This is a genomic window from Mycobacterium sp. NGS26 (genome assembly GCF_059813025.1).
Genome location: NZ_JCALDU010000004.1, coordinates 431,196 through 453,043, shown reverse-complemented (window position 1 = coordinate 453,043; position 21,848 = coordinate 431,196). Strand labels below are relative to the sequence as shown.

The window sequence follows — 21,848 nt, the reverse complement described above, 5'->3', positions numbered from 1 at the left end:
TAGCTTGGCGGCCCGGCCGTCCGTCACAGGGCGCCGGCCCCGTCGGCCAGGCCGTCGCCGTCGGCATCGGTGAGCCGCACATTCCAGCGGCCGTCGCCGTCGGTGTCCACATAGGCCGTCGTCCCGTTCTCGCCGGAACACAGCACGCGATCGGCGACGCCGTCGCCGTCGGTGTCGAGCAACCGATCGTCGGGGCGCCCCTGCCCGTCGAAGTCGACCAGCGGGCCGCCGGTGTGTTCGGCGCCGTCGAGTGAATGCCAGCGCAGCTGGCCGCCCCGGTCCACCGCCACCGCCCACGTCCCCGACCCGTCGTCGGTGAAGTAACTTTCCGGGGCGCCGTCGTTGTCGAGGTCCAGCACGGCGTGGTCGGCCACCCCGTCGGCGTCGAGGTCGGCCAGCGCGTCGTCGCGCATCCCGTCACCGTCGAAGTCCAGGCCGACCGCGTCGAGCCGGCCGTCCCCGTCGAGGTCGAGGTCGGGCTGGCCGTGCCAGATGGCCGCTGCGCCCTGATCCGCGGCGAGGCAGTAATCCATGCCCTATCGGACGCCCGGCGGTGGCTACCGGTTCCCGCGCGACCGCCACCAGGCCAGCAGCTCGGCGGATGCCTCCGCGGTGCTCAGCGGGCCGCGTTCCAGCCGCAGCTCCTTGAGATAGCGCCACGCCTCGCCGACCTGCGGGCCCGCCGGGATGCCGAGCAGCTCCATGATCTGGTTGCCGTCCAGGTCGGGGCGCACCCGCGCGAGGTCCTCCCGGGCGGCCAGCTCGGCGATCCGCGCCTCCAGCCGGTCGTAGCTGGCCTGCAGGCGGGCGGCGCGTCGCTTGTTGCGGGTCGTGCAGTCGGCGCGCACCAGCTTGTGCAGCCGGGGCAGCAACGGGCCGGCGTCGGTGACGTAGCGGCGCACCGCGGAATCGGTCCACTTGCCGTCGCCGTAGCCGTGGAAGCGTAGGTGCAGATACACCAGCTGGGAGACGTCGTCGACCATCTGCTTGGAATACTTCAACGCCCGCAACCGCTTTCGGACCATCTTCGCGCCCACCACCTCGTGGTGGTGGAAGCTGACGCCGCCGTTCGGCTCGTGCCGCCGCGTCGCCGGCTTGCCGATGTCGTGCAGCAGCGCGGCCCAGCGCAGCACCAGGTCCGGGCCGCCCTGCGGGCGCGGGTCCTCCAGCGCGATCGCCTGCCGCAGCACGGTCAGCGAATGCTGGTAGACGTCCTTGTGCTGATGATGCTCGTCGATGGCCATCTGCATGCCGCCGACCTCGGGCAGCACGACGTCGCCCATCCCGCTCTGCACCAGCAGGTCGATGCCGGCCACCGGGTCGTCGCCGAGGAGCAGCTTGTCCAGCTCGGCGGCCACCCGCTCGGCGCTGATCCGGGCCAGCTGCGGGGCCATCTCCTCGATCGCCGCCCGCACCCGCGGGGCGACGGTGAAGCCCAGTTGCGACACGAACCGCGCGGCGCGCAGCATCCGCAGCGGGTCGTCCCCGAAGGACACCGACGGCGCCGACGGGGTGTCCAGCATGCGGGCGCCCAGCGCGGCCAAACCGCCCAGGGGATCGAGGAATTCGCCCGGGCCGGTCGGGGTGATGCGCACCGCCATCGCGTTCACCGTGAAATCGCGGCGCACCAGGTCGTCGTCGAGCCGCTCGCCGTAGCGCACCTCCGGGTTGCGGGACACCTGGTCGTAGCGGTCGGTGCGGAAGGTGGTGATCTCGAGGCGGTACTCGCCCTTTCCGACCCCGACGGTGCCGAACGCGATGCCGGTGTCCCACACGCTGTCCGCCCACTGCCGCACGATCTGTTGCACCCGTTCGGGGTGGGCGTCGGTGGCGAAGTCGAGGTCGGGCGAGCGCAACCGAGCCAGCAGGGCGTCGCGCACCGAACCGCCGACCAGGTACAGCTCGTGACCCGCGTCGGCGAAGATCGAGCCCAGCTCGCTCAGCACCGGGGCATGCCGGTTCAGGGCGACCGCCGCGGCGGTCAGCAGATCGGCATCGGCTTGGGACACGTTCGATCAGCGTAGTCAAGCGACGGGGCCTCGCCAGCGGCGAGTATGTCCAGAGGCCCAGCTCGTGCCAGCTACTATCGCTTGGGTGTCGGATGGCGAACAAGCCAAACCGCGTCGGCGCCGGGGACGGCGCCGGCGCCGCGGCGCTGCCGGCTCGGCCGAGAACCTGACCAACGGCCAGGGCAACGGCGACGCCGCGACCAAGCCGCGCCGATCCCGCTCGCCGCGCCGCGTGCCGGACCGGCTGCGAACCGTGCACGAAACGTCGGCCGGCGGGCTCGTCATCGACGGCCTCGACGGGCCGCGCGACAACCAGGTTGCCGCGCTCATCGGCCGCATCGACCGGCGCGGGCGGATGCTGTGGTCGCTGCCCAAGGGGCACATCGAGCTCGGCGAGACCGCCGAGCAGACGGCCATCCGTGAGGTCGCCGAGGAGACCGGGATTCGCGGCAGCGTGCTGGCCGCGCTGGGGCGCATCGACTACTGGTTCGTCACCGACGGCCGCCGGGTGCACAAGACCGTGCACCATTATTTGATGCGCTTCTCCGGCGGCGAGCTCTGCGACGAGGACCTCGAGGTCGCCGAGGTGGCCTGGGTACCGATGCGGGAGCTGCCGTCGAGGCTGGCCTACGCGGACGAGCGGCGCCTGGCCGAGGTCGCCGACGAACTGATCGGCAAGCTGCAGAGCGACGGTCCCGCCGCGCTTCCCCCGCTGCCGCCCAGCTCGCCCCGGCGGCATCCGCAAACGCATTCGCGCACAAGGCATTCCGACAAGCACGCCGACAAACCCGCCGGCCGGAAGAACGGTCACGGTCCGGGACCGTGATTGCGCGGCGACTCTGCTGGGCCGGCTTGTTGCGCCTTGCCGCCGTCGTCGGCATCGTGGCCGGTTTCGCGGTAGTGCTCACCGGGCCCGCCACCGCGCCGCGCGCGGCCGCCGGCGAGCCCGGGGCGACGCCGTTCGTCCGCGTCCGCATCGACCAGGTGACCCCGGATGTGGTGACGACGACGAGCCAACCGGTCATCACGGTCAGCGGCATGGTGATCAACATCGGCGACCGCCCGGTGCGCGACGTCATGGTCCGGCTCGAGCACGCCGCGCCCGTGGCCGCGTCGTCCGGCCTGCGCACCACCCTGGACGGCGCCACCGACCAGTACCAGCCGGCGGCGGACTTCCTGACGGTCGCGCCGGAACTGCAGCGCGGCCAGCAGGCCGGCTTCACCCTGTCCGCCCCGCTGCGCTCGATGACCAAGCCGTCGCTGGGCATCGACCAGCCCGGGATCTACCCGATACTGGTCAACGCCAACGGGACACCCGACTACGGCGCCCCCGCCCGACTCGACAACGCGCGGTTCCTGCTGCCCGTCATCGGCGTGCCGCCCGACCGGACGGACGACCTGGGCGCGGCCGTCGCACCCGACACCTCGAAACCCGTGTGGATCACCATGCTGTGGCCGCTGGCCGACCGGCCCCGGCTGGCCCCGGGCGCCCCCGGGGGCACCATCCCGGTCCGGCTGGTCGACGACGACCTGGCCACCTCCCTGGCCACCGGCGGCCGGCTGGACATCCTGCTGTCCGCGGCCGAGGTCGCCACCAGCCACGACGTCGACCCCGACGGCGCGGTCGGGCACGCGTTGTGCCTCGCCGTCGACCCGGACCTGCTGGTCACCGTCAACGCGATGACCAACGGCTACGTGGTTTCCAACTCACCCGACCTCGCCGCCCAGCAACCCGCCGGCCCGACCCACCCGGGCGCAGGTCAGGCGGCCGCGACCGGGTGGCTGAACCGGCTGCGCGCGCTGGCCCACCGCACCTGCGTCGCACCGCTGCCCTACGCGCAGGCCGACCTCGACGCGCTGCAACGCGTCAATGACCCGGGCCTGAGCGCGGCCGCCACCAACGGCGCCGGGGACATCGTCGACCGCATCCTCGACGTCGCCTCCGCCCGCGGCGCCACCCTGCTGCCCGACGGCCCGTTGACCAACAACGCGGTCAACCTGCTCAGCGCCAACGACAACACCGTCGCGGTCGCGGCCGGCGACCTGGCCGCCCAGGACTCCGCGAGCGACTCTCCCACCACCGTCGACACCAAACCGCGGCGGTTGACCCCCCAGGTGGTGCTGGCGCCGTTCGACCCGGCCGTCGGCGCCGCGCTCGCCGGGACGGGAACCAGCCCCGCCGTCCCCACCTATCTGGACGCCTCGCTGACGGTCCGGCTCGCGCACGACTCCGAGACCGCGCGGCGCCAGGACGCGCTGGGCTCGATGTTCTGGCGCGCCCTGCAGCGCGACGCCGCGCCGCGCACCCAGATCCTGATGCCGCCGGCGGTGTGGAACCTGCAGACCGACGACGCGCAGACGATCCTGACCGCGCTGGCCACCGCGATCCGCTCGGGTCTGGCGATCCCGCGGCCGCTGCCCGCGCTGATCGCCGAGGCCGCGGCCCACAACGAGGCGCCGGAGCCGACGGACGCCTACCTGGCGGCGCGCGGCCGGTTCGCCGACGACGTCACCGCCGACATCGGCCACCAGGTCGGGCGGCTGTGGGGGCTGACGTCGGCGCTGACCACCGACGAGCGCACCGGGCTGACCGGCATCGGCTACACCGCGCCGCTGTGCGAGGACATGCTGCGGGCGCTGAGCGAATCGGAACCGCCGGACACCCGCAAGGGGCTGGCCCAGCAGCGCGTGGCGGTGGTGGGCAAAACGATCAACGACCTGTTCGGCGCCGTCACGATCGTCAACCCGGGCGGCTCCTACACCCTGGCCACCGAGCACAGCCCGCTGCCGCTGGCGCTGCACAACGGGCTGGCCGTCCCCATCCGGGTGCGGCTGCAGGTCGACGCCCCGCCCGGGATGACCGTCACCGACGTCGGCCAGGTGGAGTTGCCGCCCGGCTACCTGCCGCTGCGGGTGCCCATCGAGGTGAACTTCACCCAGCGGGTGGCCATCGACGTGTCGTTGCGCACGCCGGACGGCATGCGGCTGGGTGAGCCGGTGCGCCTGTCGGTGCACTCCAACGCCTACGGGAAGGTGCTGTTCGCGATCACGCTGACCGCGGCGGCGATCCTGGTGCTGCTCGCCGGGCGCCGGCTTTGGCACCGCTTCCGCGGCCAGCCCGACCGCGCCGACCTGGACCGTCCGCCCGAGCGCCGGCCCGCCCGCCCCCGCGGCGAGGTCCACGACCGGGCCGGCGACCAGCACGTCGACGAAGAGCACAGAGTATGAAGCCCGCCTACGGGCGGCCACATCCGCGGCCACATCCGCGGCCACCCGCCCGGGGACCCGCCTCGCCGCCGACCGGCCCGCTGCCCCCGGTGCCGGAGCTGGCCCGCCGGCGCCCCGAACTGTCCGACGCCGCGCTGGTGTCGCGGTCGTGGGCGATGGCGTTCGCCACGCTGGTCAGCCGGATCACCGGGTTCGCCCGGATCGTGCTGCTGGCCGCCATCCTGGGCGCCGCGCTGTCCAGCGCCTTCTCGGTGGCCAACCAGCTGCCGAACCTGGTCGCGGCGCTGGTGCTGGAGGCGACGTTCACCGCCATCTTCGTTCCCGTGCTGGCCCGCGCCGAGCAGGACGACCCCGACGGCGGCGCCGCGTTTGTGCGGCGCCTGGTCACGCTGACGACCGCGCTGCTGCTGTTCGCGACGGCGGTGTCGGTGCTGGCCGCGCCGCTGCTGGTGCGCCTGATGCTGGGCCGCACCCCGCAGGTCAACGAGCCCCTGACCGTCGCCTTCGCCTACCTGCTGCTGCCGCAGGTGCTCGCCTACGGGCTCACCTCGGTGTTCATGGCAATCCTGAACACCCGCAACGTGTTTGGGCCGACGGCGTGGGCGCCGGTGGTCAACAACGTCGTCGCGCTCGCGACCCTGGGCGTGTACCTGGCGGCCCCCGGTGAGCTTTCGGTCGATCCCGTCCGGATGGGCAACGCCAAGCTACTGGTGCTCGGCATCGGCACCACCGCCGGCGTGTTCGCCCAGACCGCGGTGCTGCTGATCGCGCTGCGCCGCGAGCGCGTCAGCCTGCGCCCGATGTGGGGAATCGATCAGCGGCTCAAGCGATTCGGCGCGATGGCCGCCGCGATGGTGCTCTACGTGCTGATCAGCCAGCTCGGCCTGGTGGTCGGCAACCAAATCGCAAGCACCGCAGCGGCTTCCGGGCCGGCGATCTACAACTACACCTGGCTGGTGCTGATGCTGCCGTTCGGCATGATCGGCGTGACGGTGCTGACCGTGGTGACGCCGCGGCTGAGCCGCAACGCCGCCGCCAACGACACCCAGGCGGTGCTGGCCGACCTGTCGCTGGCCACCCGGCTGACCCTGATCACGCTGATCCCGATCGTGGCGTTCATGACCGTCGGCGGGCCGGCGATCGGCAGCGCGCTGTTCGCCTACGGCCACTTCGGCGGGGTCGACGCCGGATACCTGGGCGCCGCGATCGCGTTGTCGGCGTTCACGTTGATCCCCTACGGGCTGGTGCTTTTGCAGCTGCGCGTGTTCTACGCGCGGGAGCAGCCGTGGACGCCGATCGTGATCATCCTCGTCATCACGGCCGTCAAGATCGTCGGCTCGGTGCTGGCCCCGCACCTCACCGGCGACCCCAAGCTGGTGGCCGGATTCCTCGGGCTGGCCAACGGTGTCGGCTTCCTGGCCGGCGCGGTCGTCGGCTACCAGTTGCTGCGGCGCACCCTGCTGCCGGCCGGGGGCCACCCCGTCGGGGTCCGGGAGGTGCGGACGGTCCTGGTCACCGTCGCCGCGTCGTTGCTGGCCGCGTTGGTCGGCCACGTGGCCGACCGGCTGCTGGGCCTGGGCCGGTTGACGGCTCACGGCGGCGGAGCGGGTTCGCTGCTGCGCCTGCTGGTGCTGGCCGCCATCATGTTGCCGATCATGGCCGCGGTGATGGTCCGCGCCCGCGTCCCGGAGGCGCAAGCCGCGCTGGGCGCCGTCCGACGCCGGTTCGGGCGCCGGGGCGGGCCGCCGGCGAGCCCGGCGACGGCTGCGCCGGATCGATCGTCGCTTCGGCGCCCCGTCACGTACCCTGAGCAGAGGAATTCGTCCCCGCCGGGGGTAAATGCGGTCCAGGAGCCGATCCGGCGCAGGCCTCCGGAGGGGGCCCACAGCGTCGGGATAGCGAAAGGACCGGAGGTGACCGACCGCCCAGTAGACAGCGCCGCATCCGGGCCCGCGCCCGGCGGCAAGGCGCGGCGTCCCGTCGCCGACGACTTCGAGCCCGACATCCCGGCCCCCGATATTCCGGCCAAGCCCGATTCGGCCCCGCCGCGGCCGTCCGACCAGCGCAACGGCGACCTGCCGGGCCTGTCGGCGTCCGGCGACGACGTCCACCTGGTGCCCGGCGCGCGCATCGCCGGCGGCCGGTACCGGCTGCTGGTCTTCCACGGCGGCGCCCCGCCGCTGCAGTTCTGGCAGGCGCTGGACACCGCGCTGGACCGGCAGGTCGCGCTCACCTTCGTCGATCCCGACGGGGCCCTGCCCCACGACGTGCTGCAGGAGATCCTCGCCCGCACGCTGCGGCTGAGCCGGATCGACAAGCCCGGCGTCGCCCGGGTGCTCGACGTGGTGCACACCGGATCCGGCGGCCTGGTCGTCGCGGAGTGGATCCGCGGCGGCTCGCTGCAGGAGGTCGCCGACACCTCGCCGTCGCCGGTCGGGGCGATCCGCGCGATGCAGTCGCTGGCCGCCGCGGCCGACGCCGCGCACCGCGCCGGGGTTGCCCTGTCGATCGACCACCCCAGCCGGGTGCGCGTCAGCATCGAGGGCGACGTGGTGCTGGCCTACCCGGCGACCATGCCCGACGCCAACCCGCAGGACGACATCCGCGGAATCGGGGCTGCCCTGTACGCCCTGCTGGTCAACCGCTGGCCACTGCCGGAGCACGGGGTGCGCAGCGGGCTGGCGCCCGCCGAACGGGATGCCTCGGGCCTGCCGGTCGAACCCACCGTCATCGACCGCGACATCCCGTTCCAGATCTCCGCCGTCGCGGTCCGCGCGGTTCAGGAGGACGGCGGGATACGCAGTGCCTCAACGCTTTTGAACCTGCTGCAGCAGGCGACCGCGGTCGCGGACCGCACCGAGGTGCTCGGGCCCGTCGACGACACGCCCCTGGTGCCCAGCGTCCGCGAGGCCTCCGGCCGGGGCGATTACGCGACGTTCGCGCGGCGCCGCCGCAACGTGCTGATCGGGGTCGGCGCCGGGCTTGCGGTCATCGTGGTGGCGCTTTTGGTGCTGGCGTCGGTGGTGAGCAAGATCTTCGGCAACGTCGGCGGCGGCCTCAACAAGGACGAGCTCGGGCTGAACGGGCCGTCGTCGTCGACCGCGTCGTCGGCCCCCAGCTCCGTCGCCGCGGGCAGCGTCGTCAAACCCACCCGGGCGTCCGTCTTCGCCCCCGACGGCGATCCGGACAACGCGGGCACCGCCGGGCAGGCCATCGACGGCGACCCCACCACCGCCTGGGCCACCGAGGTCTACACCGACGCCGTCCCGTTCCCCAGTTACAAGCAGGGCGAAGGGTTGATGCTGCAGCTGCCCAACCCGACCGTCGTCGGCCAGGTCACCATCGACACCCCGAGCACCGGGACCAAGGTCGAGATCCGCGCGGCGTCCACCCAGTCGCCGGCCAAGCTGCAGGACACCACCGTGCTGGCGCCGGCCTTCACGCTCAAACCCGGGCATAACGTCATCCCGGTCAGGGCCGGCGCGCCGACGTCGAACCTGCTGGTGTGGATTTCAACGCTGGGCACCACCAACGGCAAGAGCCAGGCCGGATTCTTCGAGATCACCGTCCAGGCCGCGTCCTGACGGGCGCTCACAGACGCGCGCCGCGGTGAAGTGCCGCGCGATCGCCGATTGGTTACTGTCCGGCCGTGGGTGTGGGGGGACGGGTCCGGCGGGAACGCAGCGACGCCGAGCTGCTGGCCGCCCACGTCGCCGGCGACCGCTACGCCTTCTCCGAGCTGTTCCACCGCCACCAGCGGCAGCTGCACCGCCTCGCCCGGCTGACCACCCGCACCCCGGAGGACGCCGAGGACGCGCTGCAGGACGCCATGCTCTCGGCCCACCGCGGCGCGGGATCGTTTCGCCACGACGCCGCGGTCGGCAGCTGGCTGCACCGCATCGTCGTCAACGCCTGCCTGGACCGGCTGCGGCGCGGCAAAGGGCAGCGCACCGTGCCGCTCGAGGACGTGTACCCGGTGGCCGACCGCAGCGCTCAGGTCGAGACCGCGATCGTGGTGCAGCGGGCCCTGGCCCGGCTTCCGGTCGAGCAACGGGCCGCGGTCGTCGCGGTCGACATGCAGGGCTACTCGGTCGCCGACACCGCGCGTCTGCTCGGCATCCCCGAGGGCACCGTCAAGAGCCGCTGCGCCCGCGCCCGGGTTCGCCTCGCCGAGCTGCTCGGCTATCTCGACACCGCCGCACCCGACGGGCGCGCGGGCCGGGCCTGACCGCCGACAGGCCTTCGCGCAGGCCACATCTGGCCATCGGTGCGCGCATGACGGACACTGGGGCGGATGTCTGACGCCGAGAACGATCCGCCCCTGACGGTCGAGCGCCTCGCCGATCTGCAGGCCGGTCTGCTCGACGACGACGCGGCCGCCCGGGTGCGCGAACGGGTTCGCGCCGACCCGCAGGCCCAGGCGACCCTCGGCGCGCTGAACCGGGTGCGCCGCGACGTCGCCGCCGCCGGCGCGGATGCGGCGTCGGCCCCCGACGCTCCCCCCGACGCGATCGCGCGGATCACCGCGGCGCTGACAACGGGTAGCGGGCCCGCCGGCGCCCCCGCGGCGCATTCCGCCCGGCCGCCGGTGCGCCCCGGCAGGGTCCTGGCGGGGGTGGCTGGCGGGTGCGCGGCGCTCGCCGCGATCGGCATCGGCACGGCGGCGCTGATCGACGCGCCCGCCCCGGTGCCGAGCACCTCCGTCACGGCCGAGCACATCACGGTGTCCACGCCGCCCATGACGGTGCCGCTGTCGCGGGACGAGATCCTCGGCCTGCTCGACCGCAGCCCCGACTACGGCCCGCTGTCCGACCCGTCCCGGCGCGCGTCGTGCCTCAGCGGCCTCGGCTATCCGGCCTCCACGCGGGTGCTGGGCGCGCGACCGGTCGACGTCAACGCCCGCCCCGGCGTGCTGCTGGTGCTGCCCGGCGATACGCCCAACGACCTGGCGGTCTTCGCGGTGGCGCTGAATTGCAGCGCCGCCGACACCGGGCTGCTGGCCAACACGCAAGTCCCCCGCCCTTAGTGTGATGCCACGTGTTGCGCGCCGCGGGCGGGAACACCCCCGCCTACGCTGGCGTTCGTACACACTTGAAGACGCTCGAGTACCCGAAAGGCCCGCATGACCGTCGCCCCGTCCGCTCCTGACACCGTCCACGACGTCATCGTCATCGGTTCCGGTCCCGCCGGGTACACCGCGGCGCTGTATGCCGCCCGCGCGCAGCTGGCCCCGCTGGTCTTCGAGGGCACCTCGTTCGGCGGCGCGTTGATGACCACCACCGAGGTGGAGAACTACCCCGGCTTCCGCGAGGGCATCACCGGCCCCGAATTGATGGACGAGATGCGCGAGCAGGCGCTGCGCTTCGGCGCGGACCTGCGGATGGAAGACGTCGAGTCGGTGTCGCTGGACGGGCCGGTCAAGTCCGTCGTCACCGCGGACGGCGAGACCCACCGCGCCCGGGCCGTCATCCTGGCGATGGGCGCCGCGGCGCGCTATCTGCTGGTTCCCGGCGAGCAGGAGCTGCTGGGCCGCGGCGTGAGCTCCTGCGCCACCTGCGACGGGTTCTTCTTCCGCGACCAGCACATCGCCGTCATCGGCGGCGGTGACTCCGCGATGGAGGAAGCGCTGTTTCTGACCCGGTTCGCCACCAGCGTGACGATCGTGCACCGTCGCGACGAGTTCCGGGCGTCGAAGATCATGCTGAACCGCGCCCGCAACAACGACAAGGTCAAGTTCGTCACCAACCACACCGTGGTCGCGGTCGACGGCGAGACGACGGTGACCGGATTGCGGTTGCGCGACACCGTGACCGGCGCGGAAACCACGCTGCCGGTGACCGGTGTTTTCGTCGCGATCGGCCACGAGCCGCGCTCGGAATTGGTGCGCGACGCCGTCGACGTCGACCCCGACGGCTACGTGCTCGTGAAGGGCCGCACGACCAGCACCTCGCTGGACGGTGTGTTCGCCGCCGGGGACCTGGTGGACCGCACCTATCGGCAGGCGGTCACGGCCGCCGGCAGCGGTTGCGCCGCGGCCATCGACGCCGAACGGTGGCTGGCCGAGCACGAAGAGTCCGACGCGGCCCCGGAGCCGCAGCAGCTGACCGTACCGATGTGATGGGAGCACCACGATGACCGACGCCGAAAACGCCGGGGCCACAATAGAAGTCTCCGACGCGTCCTTCTCCACCGACGTGTTGTCCAGCAATAAGCCTGTGCTGGTTGACTTTTGGGCGACGTGGTGCGGCCCGTGCAAGATGGTCGCGCCCGTCCTCGAGGAGATCGCCAGCGAGCGGGCCGAGCAACTCACCGTCGCCAAGCTCGACGTCGACGCCAACCCGGAAACGGCGCGCGACTTCCAGGTGGTCTCGATTCCCACCATGATCCTGTTCAAGGACGGTCAGCCGGTGAAACGCATCGTCGGCGCTAAGGGCAAGGCCGCCTTGCTGCGTGAGCTTTCCGACGCGGTTCCCAACCTCACCTGAGCCCCCATCCGGGCCGCGGCGCAACGCCGCCGCTCAGCCTGCGGTTTTCCGGAAATCAAGCGGGATCTGCGACAATATCCGTTAGCTTCACCCCAGATGTCGAGCCTGTCAGCGGAGTCCCGGAGGGCCCTTGGTATGTCGAGTCCGCGCCGCGAAAACGGCGACGCGCTGCGCTGTGGTGACCGCAGCGCAGCTGTGACCGAGATCCGGGCCGCGCTGGCCGCGCTGAACCTGTTGGACAATTCCGAGGAAGACCTGGGCACCGGCCGGCACGTGGCCCTCGATCTCTTCGATGCCGAGCTTGACCAGGCCGTGCGCGCTTTTCAGCAGCACCGCGGGCTGCTGGTCGACGGCGTGGTCGGCGAGGCCACCTACCGGGCGCTGAAAGAGGCGTCCTACCGGCTCGGCGCGCGCACGCTGTATCACCAATTCGGTGCGCCGCTGTACGGCGACGACGTCGCGACGCTGCAGGCGCGGCTGCAGGACCTCGGCTTCTACACCGGCCTGGTCGACGGTCACTTCGGGCTGCAAACCCACAACGCGTTGATGTCGTACCAGCGGGAGTACGGGCTTGCCGCCGACGGTATCTGCGGCCCGGAAACGCTGCGCTCCTTGTACTTTCTGAGTTCACGCGTCACCGGCGGCTCACCGCACGCGATCCGCGAGGAAGAGCTGGTGCGCCGTTCCGGGCCGAAGCTGTCGGGCAAGCGGATCATCATCGATCCCGGCCGCGGCGGCGCGGACCACGGCATGATCTGCCACGGCCCGAACGGGCCCATCAGCGAAGCGGATGTGTTGTGGGACTTGGCAAGTCGGCTCGAGGGCCGGATGACCGCCATCGGCATGGAGACGTTCCTGTCCCGTCCGACCAATCGCAGCCCGTCGGACGCCGAGCGCGCCGCAACGGCCAACAACGTGGGCGCGGACCTGATGATCAGCCTGCGCTGCGAGGCGCAGCGCAGCCCGTCGGCCAACGGCGTCGCCTCATTCCATTTCGGCAACTCACACGGCTCGGTCTCCACCATCGGCCGCAACCTCGCCGACTTCATTCAGCGAGAAGTGGTGGCCCGCACCGGCTTACGGGATTGTCGCACGCACGGCCGGACCTGGGACCTGCTGCGGCTGACCCGGATGCCGACCGTTCAGGTCGACGTCGGCTACATCACCAACCCGCGCGACCGCGACATGCTGGTGTCGACCCAGACTCGCGATGCCATCGCCGAGGGTATCCTCGCCGCGGTCAAACGGCTTTACCTGCTGGGCAAGAACGACCGGCCCACCGGCACATTCACTTTCGCCGAGTTGCTCGCCCACGAGTTGGCGGTGGAGCGGGCCACCCGGCTCGGCGGCTCCTAAGCGTTCTGGGCCGTGGAACCGGCCCCGACCGGTGCCTGCAGCTCGGCGCTGGTGAGCAGGCGCTCCAGCGCCGCCTCGACCTCGGCCTTCCAGCCCAGGCCCTTGTCCAGCTCCAGGCGCAGCCGCGGGAAGTACGTATGTGGCGCCACCACAACGAAGCCCACGTCCTTCAGGAACTCCGCGTCGATGACGCAGTGGTCGACGGTGCAGTCGCCGAGGGCCTCCAGCACCGGTCGCACGTCGGGGTCCGCCGCCCCGGGATCCTGTAGCTCCGACGCCGCCGGCGTGCGGCCGAAGGCCTCCAGCGCCCGCACCCCGCGCCGGACCAGCTCGTCGATGACGCGGGCCAGGAGGCTGTGCGGCAGGTCGTCGGCGTGCGGGCCGGGCTCGATGCCCATCGACGTCAGCAGCACGGCGTCCGCGGACACCGGGGCGGTGGGAAAGCGGTGCGCCCGCGGAACCGCCCGCGGGGGTGCGTAGAGGACGTAGCCCAGGCACGCCGGCTCGGCAAGGCTGTGCTCGTCGGGGACCGCCGTCGCGACCTGACCGCACGAGCCCCACTCCAGCATCACCATCGACAACCAGGCTTCCTTTTCGAATTCGGGATCGGCGAGGTGGTCCTGGTTACCGAGGGTGGCGGGGTCGACCTCCCAGAACACGCAGCGGCGCGCGTGCTTCGGAAGATGCTCGAAGGCTTCGAGCCGCAGCGGCATGATTCGAGCAGACACTAGCCTCCTGACATGCACCAGCAACCCCTCCAGGATAGGAGAGTTTTCCGTCGGGCGGCCAGTATCGGCGCAGCCACGTGCGCGGGCCGGCCGGTCTGCCTCCCGCCCGGCAACATCCGATCCGCCGGAATCCGAAATTGGTTGGCGCCCAACGGTTCTCCGGCACAACGCGGCCCTGGGGGCGGGCCGACGCGCCCCGAATCCCGCCCGGTGTCACAGTGACGTAATTACACCGTGTGGCCGGTCACGGGTTGGGCGGGGTCATCACGTCGATGATCCGCTGCAGGTCCTCCACCGAGGCGAACTCCACCACGATCCGCCCCTTGCGTTTGCCCAGGCTGACCGTCACGCGCGTGTCGAAGGTGTTCGACAGCCGGTCAGCAACGTCTTGCAGGCCCGGCATCTGGATCGGCTTGCGCCGCGGGGGTGCTGGCTTGGTCGCCTCGCCGCGATTGGCCAGGGTGACCGCTTCCTCGGTGGCGCGCACGGACAGGCCCTCCGCGACGATCCGCCCGGCCAGTTCCTCCTGCGCCTCGGGGCCGGCCTCCAGCGACAGCAGCGCCCGGGCATGACCGGCCGACAGCACGCCCGCCGCCACCCGGCGCTGGACCGCGATCGGCAGTTTGAGCAGCCGGATCATGTTGGTGATCAGCGGGCGCGACCGGCCGATGCGGGCCGCCAGTTCGTCGTGGGTGACGCCGAACTCGTCGAGCAGCTGTTGGTAGGCCGCCGCTTCTTCGAGCGGGTTCAGCTGTACGCGATGGATGTTCTCCAGCAGCGCGTCGCGCAGCAGGGTGTCATCCGCGGTCTCGCGCACGATGGCCGGGATGGTGGCCAGGCCCGCCTCCTGGGCGGCCCGCCAGCGCCGCTCCCCCATCACGATCTGGTACCGCGCGCCGCTCTGCGTCCCGGACACCGCCCGCACCACGATGGGCTGCAAGAGGCCGAACTCGCGGATGGAGTGCACCAGCTCGGACAGCGCCTCCTCGTCGAACACCTGGCGTGGCTGGCGGGGGTTGCGCTCGATGTCGGTCAGCGGGATCTCGCGGTACACCGCGCCCACCGAGGCGGCGTCCGGTACCGGGCCCCCGATCAGCACGTCCGCGGCCGCGTCGCCCATCCGCGGGCCAAGGGTTGCGGGCCCGGAGTCGCCCTCGGCGGGACCGGTGGGAATCAGCGAAGCCAGGCCCCGGCCGAGGCCGCCCCTCTTGCGTAACGGCTGCGTCATGGTCGTCCCTTCCGGTCGTCAGTCGCGTAGCGCGAGTTCGCGACTCGCGTCGAGGTAGCTCATCGCCCCGCGCGAACCGGGGTCGTAGTCGATGATCGTCATGCTGTAGCCGGGCGCCTCCGAGACCTTGACGCTGCGCGGGATCACCGTGCGCAACACCTTGCTGCCGAAGTACCGGCGCACCTCGTCGGCCACCTGGTCGGCCAGCTTGGTCCGCCCGTCGTACATCGTGAGGATGACGGTGGTCACGTCGAGCCGGGGATTCAGGTGGGCCTTCACCATCTCGATGTTGCGCATCAGCTGTGACACCCCCTCGAGCGCGTAGTACTCGCACTGGATCGGGATCATCACCTCGGGCGCGGCGACGAGCGCATTGATGGTCAGCAGCCCGAGCGACGGCGGGCAGTCGATGAAGACGTAGTCGAAGTCGAACTGGTCCAGCGCGGCCAAGGCGGTGCGCAGCCGGTTCTCGCGGGCAACCATGCTCACCAATTCGATCTCGGCGCCCGCCAGATCGATCGTCGACGGGACGCAGAACAGGCGGTCGCTGTGCGGGCTGCGGCGCAGCGCGTCCTGTAGCGAGACCTCGCCGAGGAGCACCTCGTACGAGGAGGGCGTGCCGGACTGCCGGTCGGTGATGCCCAGCGCCGTGCTCGCGTTGCCCTGCGGGTCGAGGTCGATGACGAGCGTCTTGAGTCCCTGCACGGCGAGCGCCGCGGCGAGGTTGACCGCCGTGGTGGTCTTGCCGACGCCGCCCTTTTGGTTCGCGACCGTGAACACCCGGCGGTGGTCGGGCCGGCGCAACGGCGGATAGGTCGTGTGGAGAACCCGCATGGCGCGCTCCGCGGCAGCACCGATCGGGGTGTCGTATTCGGCGGATGTTTCACGTGAAACATGCGGCACGGCATCCGCCGCCGGTGACGGCGCGACGGGTGGCGGCGCGACGGGTGGCGGCGCGGCGGCGGGCCAGTCACGCGGAGAACTCATCGGTGTCCCCTGTTCCCCATCCGCTGCGACCCGTGCCGCGACCGCTCTCCGCGCCGCGCCAACACCACGGTCGCGGGCGGACGCAAATAGTTCGCGCCACATGTGACCACCCTGGCATCAACGGCGCCCGGAGCCGCCATCACACGCCGGTGCGCCTGGAGTTCGTCCGCGGCGCGCTCCCCCTTGATGGCCACCATCCGGCCGCCCGGTCGTAGCAAGGGCATGCTCCACTTCGTCAACTTGTCCAACGCTGCAACCGCTCGCGACACCGCCGCGTCCCTTCCGCCGTACCGTTCCCGCACCCAAGGTTCCTCGGCCCGGCCGCGCACCACCTCGACGGCCAACCCTAGTTCGGCGACCACCTCGTTGAGAAACTGGCTCCGCCGCAGCAGCGGCTCGAGAAGGACGACCTGGAGGTCGGGCCGCGCGATCGCCAACGGTATCCCCGGCAGCCCCGCGCCGCTGCCGATGTCCACCACCCGGTCGCCCGCATCCAACAGCTCGCCAACCACCGCGCTGTTGAGCAGGTGGCGCTCCCACACCCGGCCCACCTCCCGCGGCCCGAGCAGCCCGCGCTCGACTCCGTCAGACGCCAGCAGTTCGGCATACCGCTGCGCGATATATATGCGTGTCCCGAAGATCGCGGATGCCGCCTCGAGCGGAGGGCCCGGTTCGGACGCGGCGGTCGGCGCGGCGGAGCCCGGCATCCGCTCCAAACGACCGACATGTTTCACGTGAAACATCCCCTGATCTTCTCGACGCCGCTAGCGACGCCGACACGAACTACACAGTTGTAACTCCTAGTCGAGCAGCACGACGACGCGGCGCGACGGCTCCACGCCCTCGCTCTCGCTGTGAACCCCGGGAACGGCCGCCACGGCGTCGTGGACGATCTTGCGCTCGAACGGCGTCATCGGCGCGAGCTCCTCGCGCTCCCCGCTGTCCAGCACCCGGCGAGCGACCTCGTCGCCCAGCGCGGCGAGCTCCTCCCGCCGCCGGCGCCGCCAGCTTGCAATGTCGAGCATGAGCCGGCTGCGCACGCCGGTCTTCTGGTGCACCGCCAGCCGGGTGAGCTCCTGCAGGGCGTCGAGCACCTCGCCGCCGCGGCCCACCAACTTGTTCAGGTCGTCGCTGCCGTCGATGCTCACCACCGCGCGGTTGCCCTCGACGTCCAGGTCGATGTCGCCGTCGAAGTCCAACAGGTCCAGCAACTCCTCGAGGTAGTCGCCGGCGATCTCCCCTTCGGCGACCAATCGCTCCTCCAGGTCGTCGCCCTCGCCGCCGGCGCCATCCGCCGCGGCTTCGCCCTCGGGCGCGTCCTCGACCGGTGGCTCGACGTCGACGTCGGATTCGGTGGTGTGTGCGTCCGTCATGCCCTTCTCTCCCTCAATCCACGGGTCCCGATCTGTTGGGCTCACACCTCTGCGATGCGGCCCCACAGCATTGCGCACCCTGGTCAGCGTTTGCGTTTTTTCGGTCGCGCCCCGGGCCTCGGGGTGCGGTTGCCGTTGGGTCCGGGCGGCTTCGGCTTGTCCGATCCGGCCGCCCTGGTCTCCCGGACTTCGGAGCCGCCGGAGCCCGCCTTCGCCGACCCCGGTTCCGCACCGTCGCCCACCGCCGAGCCGTCGCCGCTCGCCGCGGCCGCCCTCGGATTGCGCTTGGGTTTGGCCCCCGGTGCCGGCGCGTTCGCCGCCCGGCGCTTGATGGCTTCCTGCTTCTTGGCCTCTTCCTCTTTTTCGATCTTGCCGAACACGTAGTGCTGCTGGCCGAAGGTCCAGATGTTGTTCGCGAACCAGTACAGGATGATCGCGAGCGGAAGGAAAGGGCCACCGACGACCACGCCGAGCGGAAACACATACAGCGCAAGCTTGTTCATCATCGCGGTCTGCGGGTTCGCCGCCGCCTCGGGGCTCTGCCGCGCGACGGACGCGCGGCTGTTGAAGTACGTTGCGATGCCGGCGAGGATCATGATCGGCGCACCGACGGCGATCACCGCGGGCCGGCTGAAGTGGGTGAAGGCGTCCAACCCCGTGCGCTGGGTCATGAAGGCGCCGATCGGGGCGCCGAACAGGTTCGCGTCCAGGAAGTGACCGACGTCGGCCGGAGTGAAGACGTAGTTGCCGGTCATCCGGTTCTGGGTGACCGACAGGTGCGGCTGGCCGAAGCCCCCGGTGGTTCGGTTGAACGACCGCAACACGTGATACAGCCCGAGGAACACGGGGATCTGGGCCAGCATCGGCAGGCAGCCCAGGATCGGGTTGAAGCCGTGCTCGCGCTGCAGCTTCTGCATCTCGAGCGCCATGCGCTGACGATCCTTGGCGTACTTCTTCTGCAGCGCCTTGATCTGTGGTTGCAGCTCCTGCATCTGTCGGGTGGTGCGGATTTGCCGCACGAACGGGTGGTACAGCAGCGCGCGCAGGGTGAAGACCAAGAACATCACCGACAGCGCCCAGGCGAAGAAGTTCGACGGGCCCAGCACGGCGGCGAACAACTTGTACCAGACCCACATGATCCACGACACCGGGTAGTAGATGATGTCGAGGCTGAAGAAATCAAACAAAAGCTTCACTCTCCCCTCGCGTCGCCGGGGAGCCCCAGGCGTCGCTCGCATGGTCGGAGTCCGCCCGGCATTCGTGGCGCTCCGGTATCGGGTCCCATCCTCCCCGATGCCATGGTCCACACTTGGCCAGCCTTGCCGCCGCCAGCCAGCCGCCGCGGATCAGCCCGTACTCGGTGAGCGCATCGACCGCGTACCGGCTGCACGTCGGAACGAAGCGACACGTCGCCGGCCGCAGCGGCGACACCATGTGCCGGTACAGCTGGATGAGAAAGATCAGCCCCCGCGCGACGGTCCTGCCCGCACCCCCGGCGGCTGCGCGCCCTCGCGCCCACCCGCTCACCGGCCGGCACCCGCCAACTCGCAACCCCGGTGCAGGGCGCTTCGCAGCTGTTGCTCCAGCCGGGCCGACGATGCCTGCCGGCTGCCCGGTAACGCCCGGATCACCACCAGGTCGGATGGGTCGAGGTCGCCGAGCATGGTTCGGACGACGTGTCGCAGCCGGCGCGCGACCCGGTGCCGTTCGACCGCCGACCCCACCGCCTTGCCGATGATCAGGCCGACCCGCGGGCCATCGCCCCCGCCGTCGTTCCCCCGGCGAACGTGCACGACGACATCCGCCCGGCCCGTGCGCGCCCCGTACCTCACGGTCGCGTCGAACTCCGTCGACCGCCTCATACGGTTACGTGCGGGTAGCACCGCCAAAAGACCTGACGTTGCGATCAGGCAGACAGCGCGCGGCGGCCCTTGCGGCGCCGGTTGGACACGATGGAACGCCCCGCTCGGGTCCGCATTCGCAGCCGGAAGCCGTGCACGCGGGCCCGGCGCCGGTTATTCGGCTGGAAAGTCCGCTTGCCCTTGGCCACGGCGTTCTCCTCGTTGTGTCTAACTCAAGCTTTCCCACCCGTCCGGCCGTTCACGATTCACGACTGTGGTTCGTGGGTCGGTCGGAGGCGGTCTCGCTACTGGCCGGCGCGGTCCCCAGACGGTTCAACCTGGGTCGCAGCCGTATCGCCGACTTTCGGGCGACTGTTTGAGGGTACTGACGCGTGTTCGCCGGGTCAAACCTGGCTCAAACCTGGCCTCCCCCAACGGACCCGCGCTGCAACGGTGGGTGAAAACATTCGTTCTCGACGCCCCGCTCCGGCCCGCACCCGTGCCCGGCCGAAGCACGCCCCAAAGAACTCTAAATTGGCCAATTGGAATGCAGCAGAACGGTTGGCAGCCGCACGGAAAACTGTTAGCTTCGGGCAATGCCGTTTCAGGGTGAGGCGGCGCTCGACGACGAAGCGAGGATGGCGGATCGACTAGCTGCCTAGGCGCCCCTGCCCGGGTTGTCGGCAGCGCGGAGATCGCGAGCCGTCGCCGCAAGGCTGCGGCTCGTTTACGCTCATCCTGTCCACACCTGTGTATAAGTATGTGGACAGTTGCTTTGTCGCCAAGCGTGATTGTTTCTCGACGTCGGACCAGGGAGATACGTCGTTGACCGATGACCCCGGTTCCAGTTTCACCACCGTGTGGAACGCGGTCGTCTCCGAACTCAACGGCGAGCCCACCGCGGACGGCGTAGCCGCCAATCGCACCGCCCTCATCACTCCCCTGACCCCTCAGCAAAAGGCGTGGCTGAACCTGGTCCAGCCGCTCACCATCGTCGAGGGGTTTGCCCTGCTGTCGGTCCCGAGCAGTTTCGTCCAGAACGAGATCGAGCGTCACCTGCGCGCGCCCATCACCGACGCGCTCAGCCGCCGGCTCGGGCAGCAGGTCCAGCTCGGGGTGCGCATCGCGCCGCCGTCGGACGACGCCGAGGACACCCTGCAGTCGCAAACCGATGCCTTTGCCGACGACGCCGATCTCGACACCTTGAACGACGGCGACGAGGGTTACGAAAACGGTGAACCCGTCATCACCGCCGAGCAGGGCTGGCCGAACTACTTCACCGAACGCCCGCACACCATCGACCCGGCCATCGCCGGCGGAACCAGCCTCAACCGCCGCTACACCTTCGACACCTTCGTCATCGGCGCCTCGAACCGATTCGCGCACGCGGCGGCCCTCGCCATCGCCGAAGCCCCGGCCCGCGCCTACAACCCGCTGTTCATCTGGGGCGAGTCCGGCCTCGGCAAGACGCACCTGCTACACGCGGCCGGCAACTACGCGCAGCGATTGTTCCCCGGCATGCGGGTCAAGTACGTTTCCACCGAGGAATTCACCAACGACTTCATCAACTCGCTGCGCGACGACCGCAAGGTTGCGTTCAAGCGCAGCTACCGCGACGTCGACGTGCTGCTCGTCGACGACATCCAGTTCATCGAGGGCAAGGAAGGTATCCAGGAGGAGTTCTTCCACACCTTCAACACACTGCACAACGCCAACAAGCAGATCGTCATCTCCTCCGACCGCCCACCCAAGCAGCTCGCCACCCTCGAGGACCGGCTGAGGACGCGGTTCGAGTGGGGCCTGATCACCGACGTGCAGCCACCCGAGCTGGAAACCCGCATCGCCATCTTGCGCAAGAAGGCACAGATGGAACGGCTCGCGGTGCCCGACGACGTGCTCGAGCTGATCGCCAGCAGCATCGAACGCAACATCCGCGAGCTGGAGGGGGCCCTCATCCGGGTCACCGCGTTCGCGTCGTTGAACAAGACGCCGATCGACAAGTCGCTGGCCGAGATCGTCCTGCGTGACCTGATCGCCGACGCCAGCACCATTCAGATCAGCGCGGCGACCATCATGGCCGCCACCGCCGAATACTTCGATACCACCGTCGAGGAGCTCCGCGGCCCCGGCAAGACCCGTGCGCTGGCGCAGTCACGACAGATCGCCATGTACCTGTGCCGCGAGCTCACCGACCTGTCCCTGCCCAAGATCGGCCAAGCGTTCGGTCGCGACCACACCACCGTCATGTACGCCCAGAAAAAGATCCTGTCCGAGATGGCCGAGCGGCGCGAGGTGTTCGATCACGTCAAGGAGCTCACCACCCGCATCCGGCAGCGCTCCAAGCGCTGACTTCCGCCCTCCGCGGCAGACTATTTTCAAAAAACTTCTCACTCCCCCGTCACACCGGCCACACACCCGTCGTGTGCGCAGCCCTGTGCACAACCCGTCGAGCAATCGTGCATTGATCGGCCGCGCTCCACACGCTCCGGCTCGATCCCCAACGGCTCCACACACCCCACACAGTTGTCAACGTCGTCATCCACACCCGGCCCGCACCCCTACCTGGGTCAAGATCACGCTGTCCCCAACGTCCACACCCCTTACTACTGCTAC

The 21,848-nt window shown here is 70.6% G+C and carries 20 protein-coding genes; 9 read left to right on the top strand and 11 right to left on the bottom strand.

Annotation, left to right across the window (positions count from 1 at the left end):
• Positions 1 to 23 precede the first annotated feature (23 nt).
• Both AC5Y6X_RS16525 and AC5Y6X_RS16520 read right to left on the bottom strand, forming a co-directional pair.
• Positions 24 to 533, bottom strand: a complete 510-nt coding sequence (locus AC5Y6X_RS16525; protein ID WP_499987572.1) for a pullulanase — start codon at positions 531 to 533, stop codon at positions 24 to 26.
• 24 nt (positions 534 to 557) lie between these two features.
• Complete coding sequence (locus AC5Y6X_RS16520) at positions 558 to 2,009, bottom strand: CCA tRNA nucleotidyltransferase (RefSeq protein WP_499987570.1); 1,452 nt, start codon at positions 2,007 to 2,009, stop codon at positions 558 to 560.
• Between the two features lie 85 nt (positions 2,010 to 2,094).
• On the opposite strand from AC5Y6X_RS16520, the gene AC5Y6X_RS16515 reads away from it, so the two are divergent.
• The 8 genes from AC5Y6X_RS16515 to AC5Y6X_RS16480 all read left to right on the top strand — a co-directional run bounded on the left by AC5Y6X_RS16515 (position 2,095) and on the right by AC5Y6X_RS16480 (position 13,078).
• Positions 2,095 to 2,835: an NUDIX hydrolase gene (locus AC5Y6X_RS16515; RefSeq protein WP_499987569.1), complete on the top strand. Its 741-nt coding sequence runs from the start codon at positions 2,095 to 2,097 to the stop codon at positions 2,833 to 2,835.
• Complete coding sequence (locus AC5Y6X_RS16510; RefSeq protein WP_499987567.1) at positions 2,832 to 5,237, top strand: hypothetical protein; 2,406 nt, start codon at positions 2,832 to 2,834, stop codon at positions 5,235 to 5,237. The genes AC5Y6X_RS16515 and AC5Y6X_RS16510 overlap by 4 nt, the downstream gene beginning before the upstream one ends.
• Positions 5,234 to 8,821 carry a lipid II flippase MurJ gene (locus AC5Y6X_RS16505; RefSeq protein WP_499987566.1) on the top strand — a complete coding sequence of 1,196 codons (3,588 nt, stop codon included), beginning with the start codon at positions 5,234 to 5,236 and terminating at the stop codon, positions 8,819 to 8,821. The genes AC5Y6X_RS16510 and AC5Y6X_RS16505 overlap by 4 nt, the downstream gene beginning before the upstream one ends.
• A 65-nt stretch (positions 8,822 to 8,886) precedes the next feature.
• Positions 8,887 to 9,465 carry an RNA polymerase sigma factor SigM gene (sigM, locus tag AC5Y6X_RS16500; RefSeq protein WP_324675812.1) on the top strand — a complete coding sequence of 193 codons (579 nt, stop codon included), beginning with the start codon at positions 8,887 to 8,889 and terminating at the stop codon, positions 9,463 to 9,465.
• A gap of 66 nt (positions 9,466 to 9,531) precedes the next feature.
• Entirely contained in the window at positions 9,532 to 10,263 is a 732-nt protein-coding gene (locus AC5Y6X_RS16495; RefSeq protein WP_499987564.1) for an RsmA family anti-sigma factor, read from the top strand.
• 96 nt (positions 10,264 to 10,359) lie between these two features.
• Positions 10,360 to 11,355 carry a thioredoxin-disulfide reductase gene (trxB, locus tag AC5Y6X_RS16490; protein WP_499987563.1) on the top strand — a complete coding sequence of 332 codons (996 nt, stop codon included), beginning with the start codon at positions 10,360 to 10,362 and terminating at the stop codon, positions 11,353 to 11,355.
• Positions 11,356 to 11,368: 13 nt separating this feature from the next.
• Positions 11,369 to 11,722 carry a thioredoxin gene (gene trxA, locus AC5Y6X_RS16485; protein WP_499987562.1) on the top strand — a complete coding sequence of 118 codons (354 nt, stop codon included), beginning with the start codon at positions 11,369 to 11,371 and terminating at the stop codon, positions 11,720 to 11,722.
• A 135-nt stretch (positions 11,723 to 11,857) separates the two neighbouring features.
• Positions 11,858 to 13,078, top strand: a complete 1,221-nt coding sequence (locus AC5Y6X_RS16480) for an N-acetylmuramoyl-L-alanine amidase (RefSeq protein WP_499987560.1) — start codon at positions 11,858 to 11,860, stop codon at positions 13,076 to 13,078.
• Here AC5Y6X_RS16480 and AC5Y6X_RS16475 read toward each other — a convergent pair.
• The 9 genes from AC5Y6X_RS16475 to rpmH all read right to left on the bottom strand — a co-directional run bounded on the left by AC5Y6X_RS16475 (position 13,075) and on the right by rpmH (position 19,444).
• The gene (locus tag AC5Y6X_RS16475; RefSeq protein WP_499987558.1) at positions 13,075 to 13,806 is read right to left on the bottom strand and encodes an acetyltransferase; all 732 of its coding nucleotides are present in this window, start codon (positions 13,804 to 13,806) and stop codon (positions 13,075 to 13,077) included. The genes AC5Y6X_RS16480 and AC5Y6X_RS16475 overlap by 4 nt on opposite strands.
• A 244-nt stretch (positions 13,807 to 14,050) precedes the next feature.
• Positions 14,051 to 15,034: a ParB/RepB/Spo0J family partition protein gene (locus AC5Y6X_RS16470; RefSeq protein WP_499987557.1), complete on the bottom strand. Its 984-nt coding sequence runs from the start codon at positions 15,032 to 15,034 to the stop codon at positions 14,051 to 14,053.
• 18 nt (positions 15,035 to 15,052) lie between these two features.
• A complete protein-coding gene (locus tag AC5Y6X_RS16465; protein ID WP_499987555.1) occupies positions 15,053 to 16,021 on the bottom strand; it encodes a ParA family protein in 969 nt (322 codons plus the stop codon).
• A complete protein-coding gene (gene rsmG, locus AC5Y6X_RS16460; protein ID WP_499987738.1) occupies positions 16,018 to 16,728 on the bottom strand; it encodes a 16S rRNA (guanine(527)-N(7))-methyltransferase RsmG in 711 nt (236 codons plus the stop codon). Before rsmG ends, AC5Y6X_RS16465 begins: the two co-directional genes overlap by 4 nt.
• Positions 16,729 to 16,821: 93 nt before the next feature.
• Positions 16,822 to 17,394, bottom strand: coding sequence for a Jag family protein (locus AC5Y6X_RS16455; protein ID WP_499987553.1), 573 nt, complete (start codon positions 17,392 to 17,394; stop codon positions 16,822 to 16,824).
• Positions 17,395 to 17,477: 83 nt separating this feature from the next.
• Entirely contained in the window at positions 17,478 to 18,590 is a 1,113-nt protein-coding gene (gene yidC, locus AC5Y6X_RS16450; RefSeq protein ID WP_499987551.1) for a membrane protein insertase YidC, read from the bottom strand.
• On the bottom strand, positions 18,574 to 18,921 hold the full coding sequence (gene yidD / locus AC5Y6X_RS16445) for a membrane protein insertion efficiency factor YidD (RefSeq protein ID WP_499987549.1): 348 nt from the start codon (positions 18,919 to 18,921) through the stop codon (positions 18,574 to 18,576). The genes yidC and yidD overlap by 17 nt, the downstream gene beginning before the upstream one ends.
• A complete protein-coding gene (gene rnpA / locus AC5Y6X_RS16440; RefSeq protein WP_499987737.1) occupies positions 18,918 to 19,277 on the bottom strand; it encodes a ribonuclease P protein component in 360 nt (119 codons plus the stop codon). The genes yidD and rnpA overlap by 4 nt, the downstream gene beginning before the upstream one ends.
• 23 nt (positions 19,278 to 19,300) lie before the next feature.
• Positions 19,301 to 19,444, bottom strand: a complete 144-nt coding sequence (gene rpmH / locus AC5Y6X_RS16435) for a 50S ribosomal protein L34 (RefSeq protein ID WP_076060026.1) — start codon at positions 19,442 to 19,444, stop codon at positions 19,301 to 19,303.
• 616 nt (positions 19,445 to 20,060) lie between these two features.
• Here rpmH and dnaA point away from each other — a divergent pair.
• Positions 20,061 to 21,584 (top strand): chromosomal replication initiator protein DnaA, encoded by a 1,524-nt coding sequence (dnaA, locus tag AC5Y6X_RS16430; RefSeq protein WP_499987547.1) that lies wholly within the window; start codon positions 20,061 to 20,063, stop codon positions 21,582 to 21,584.
• Positions 21,585 to 21,848: the final 264 nt, after the last annotated feature.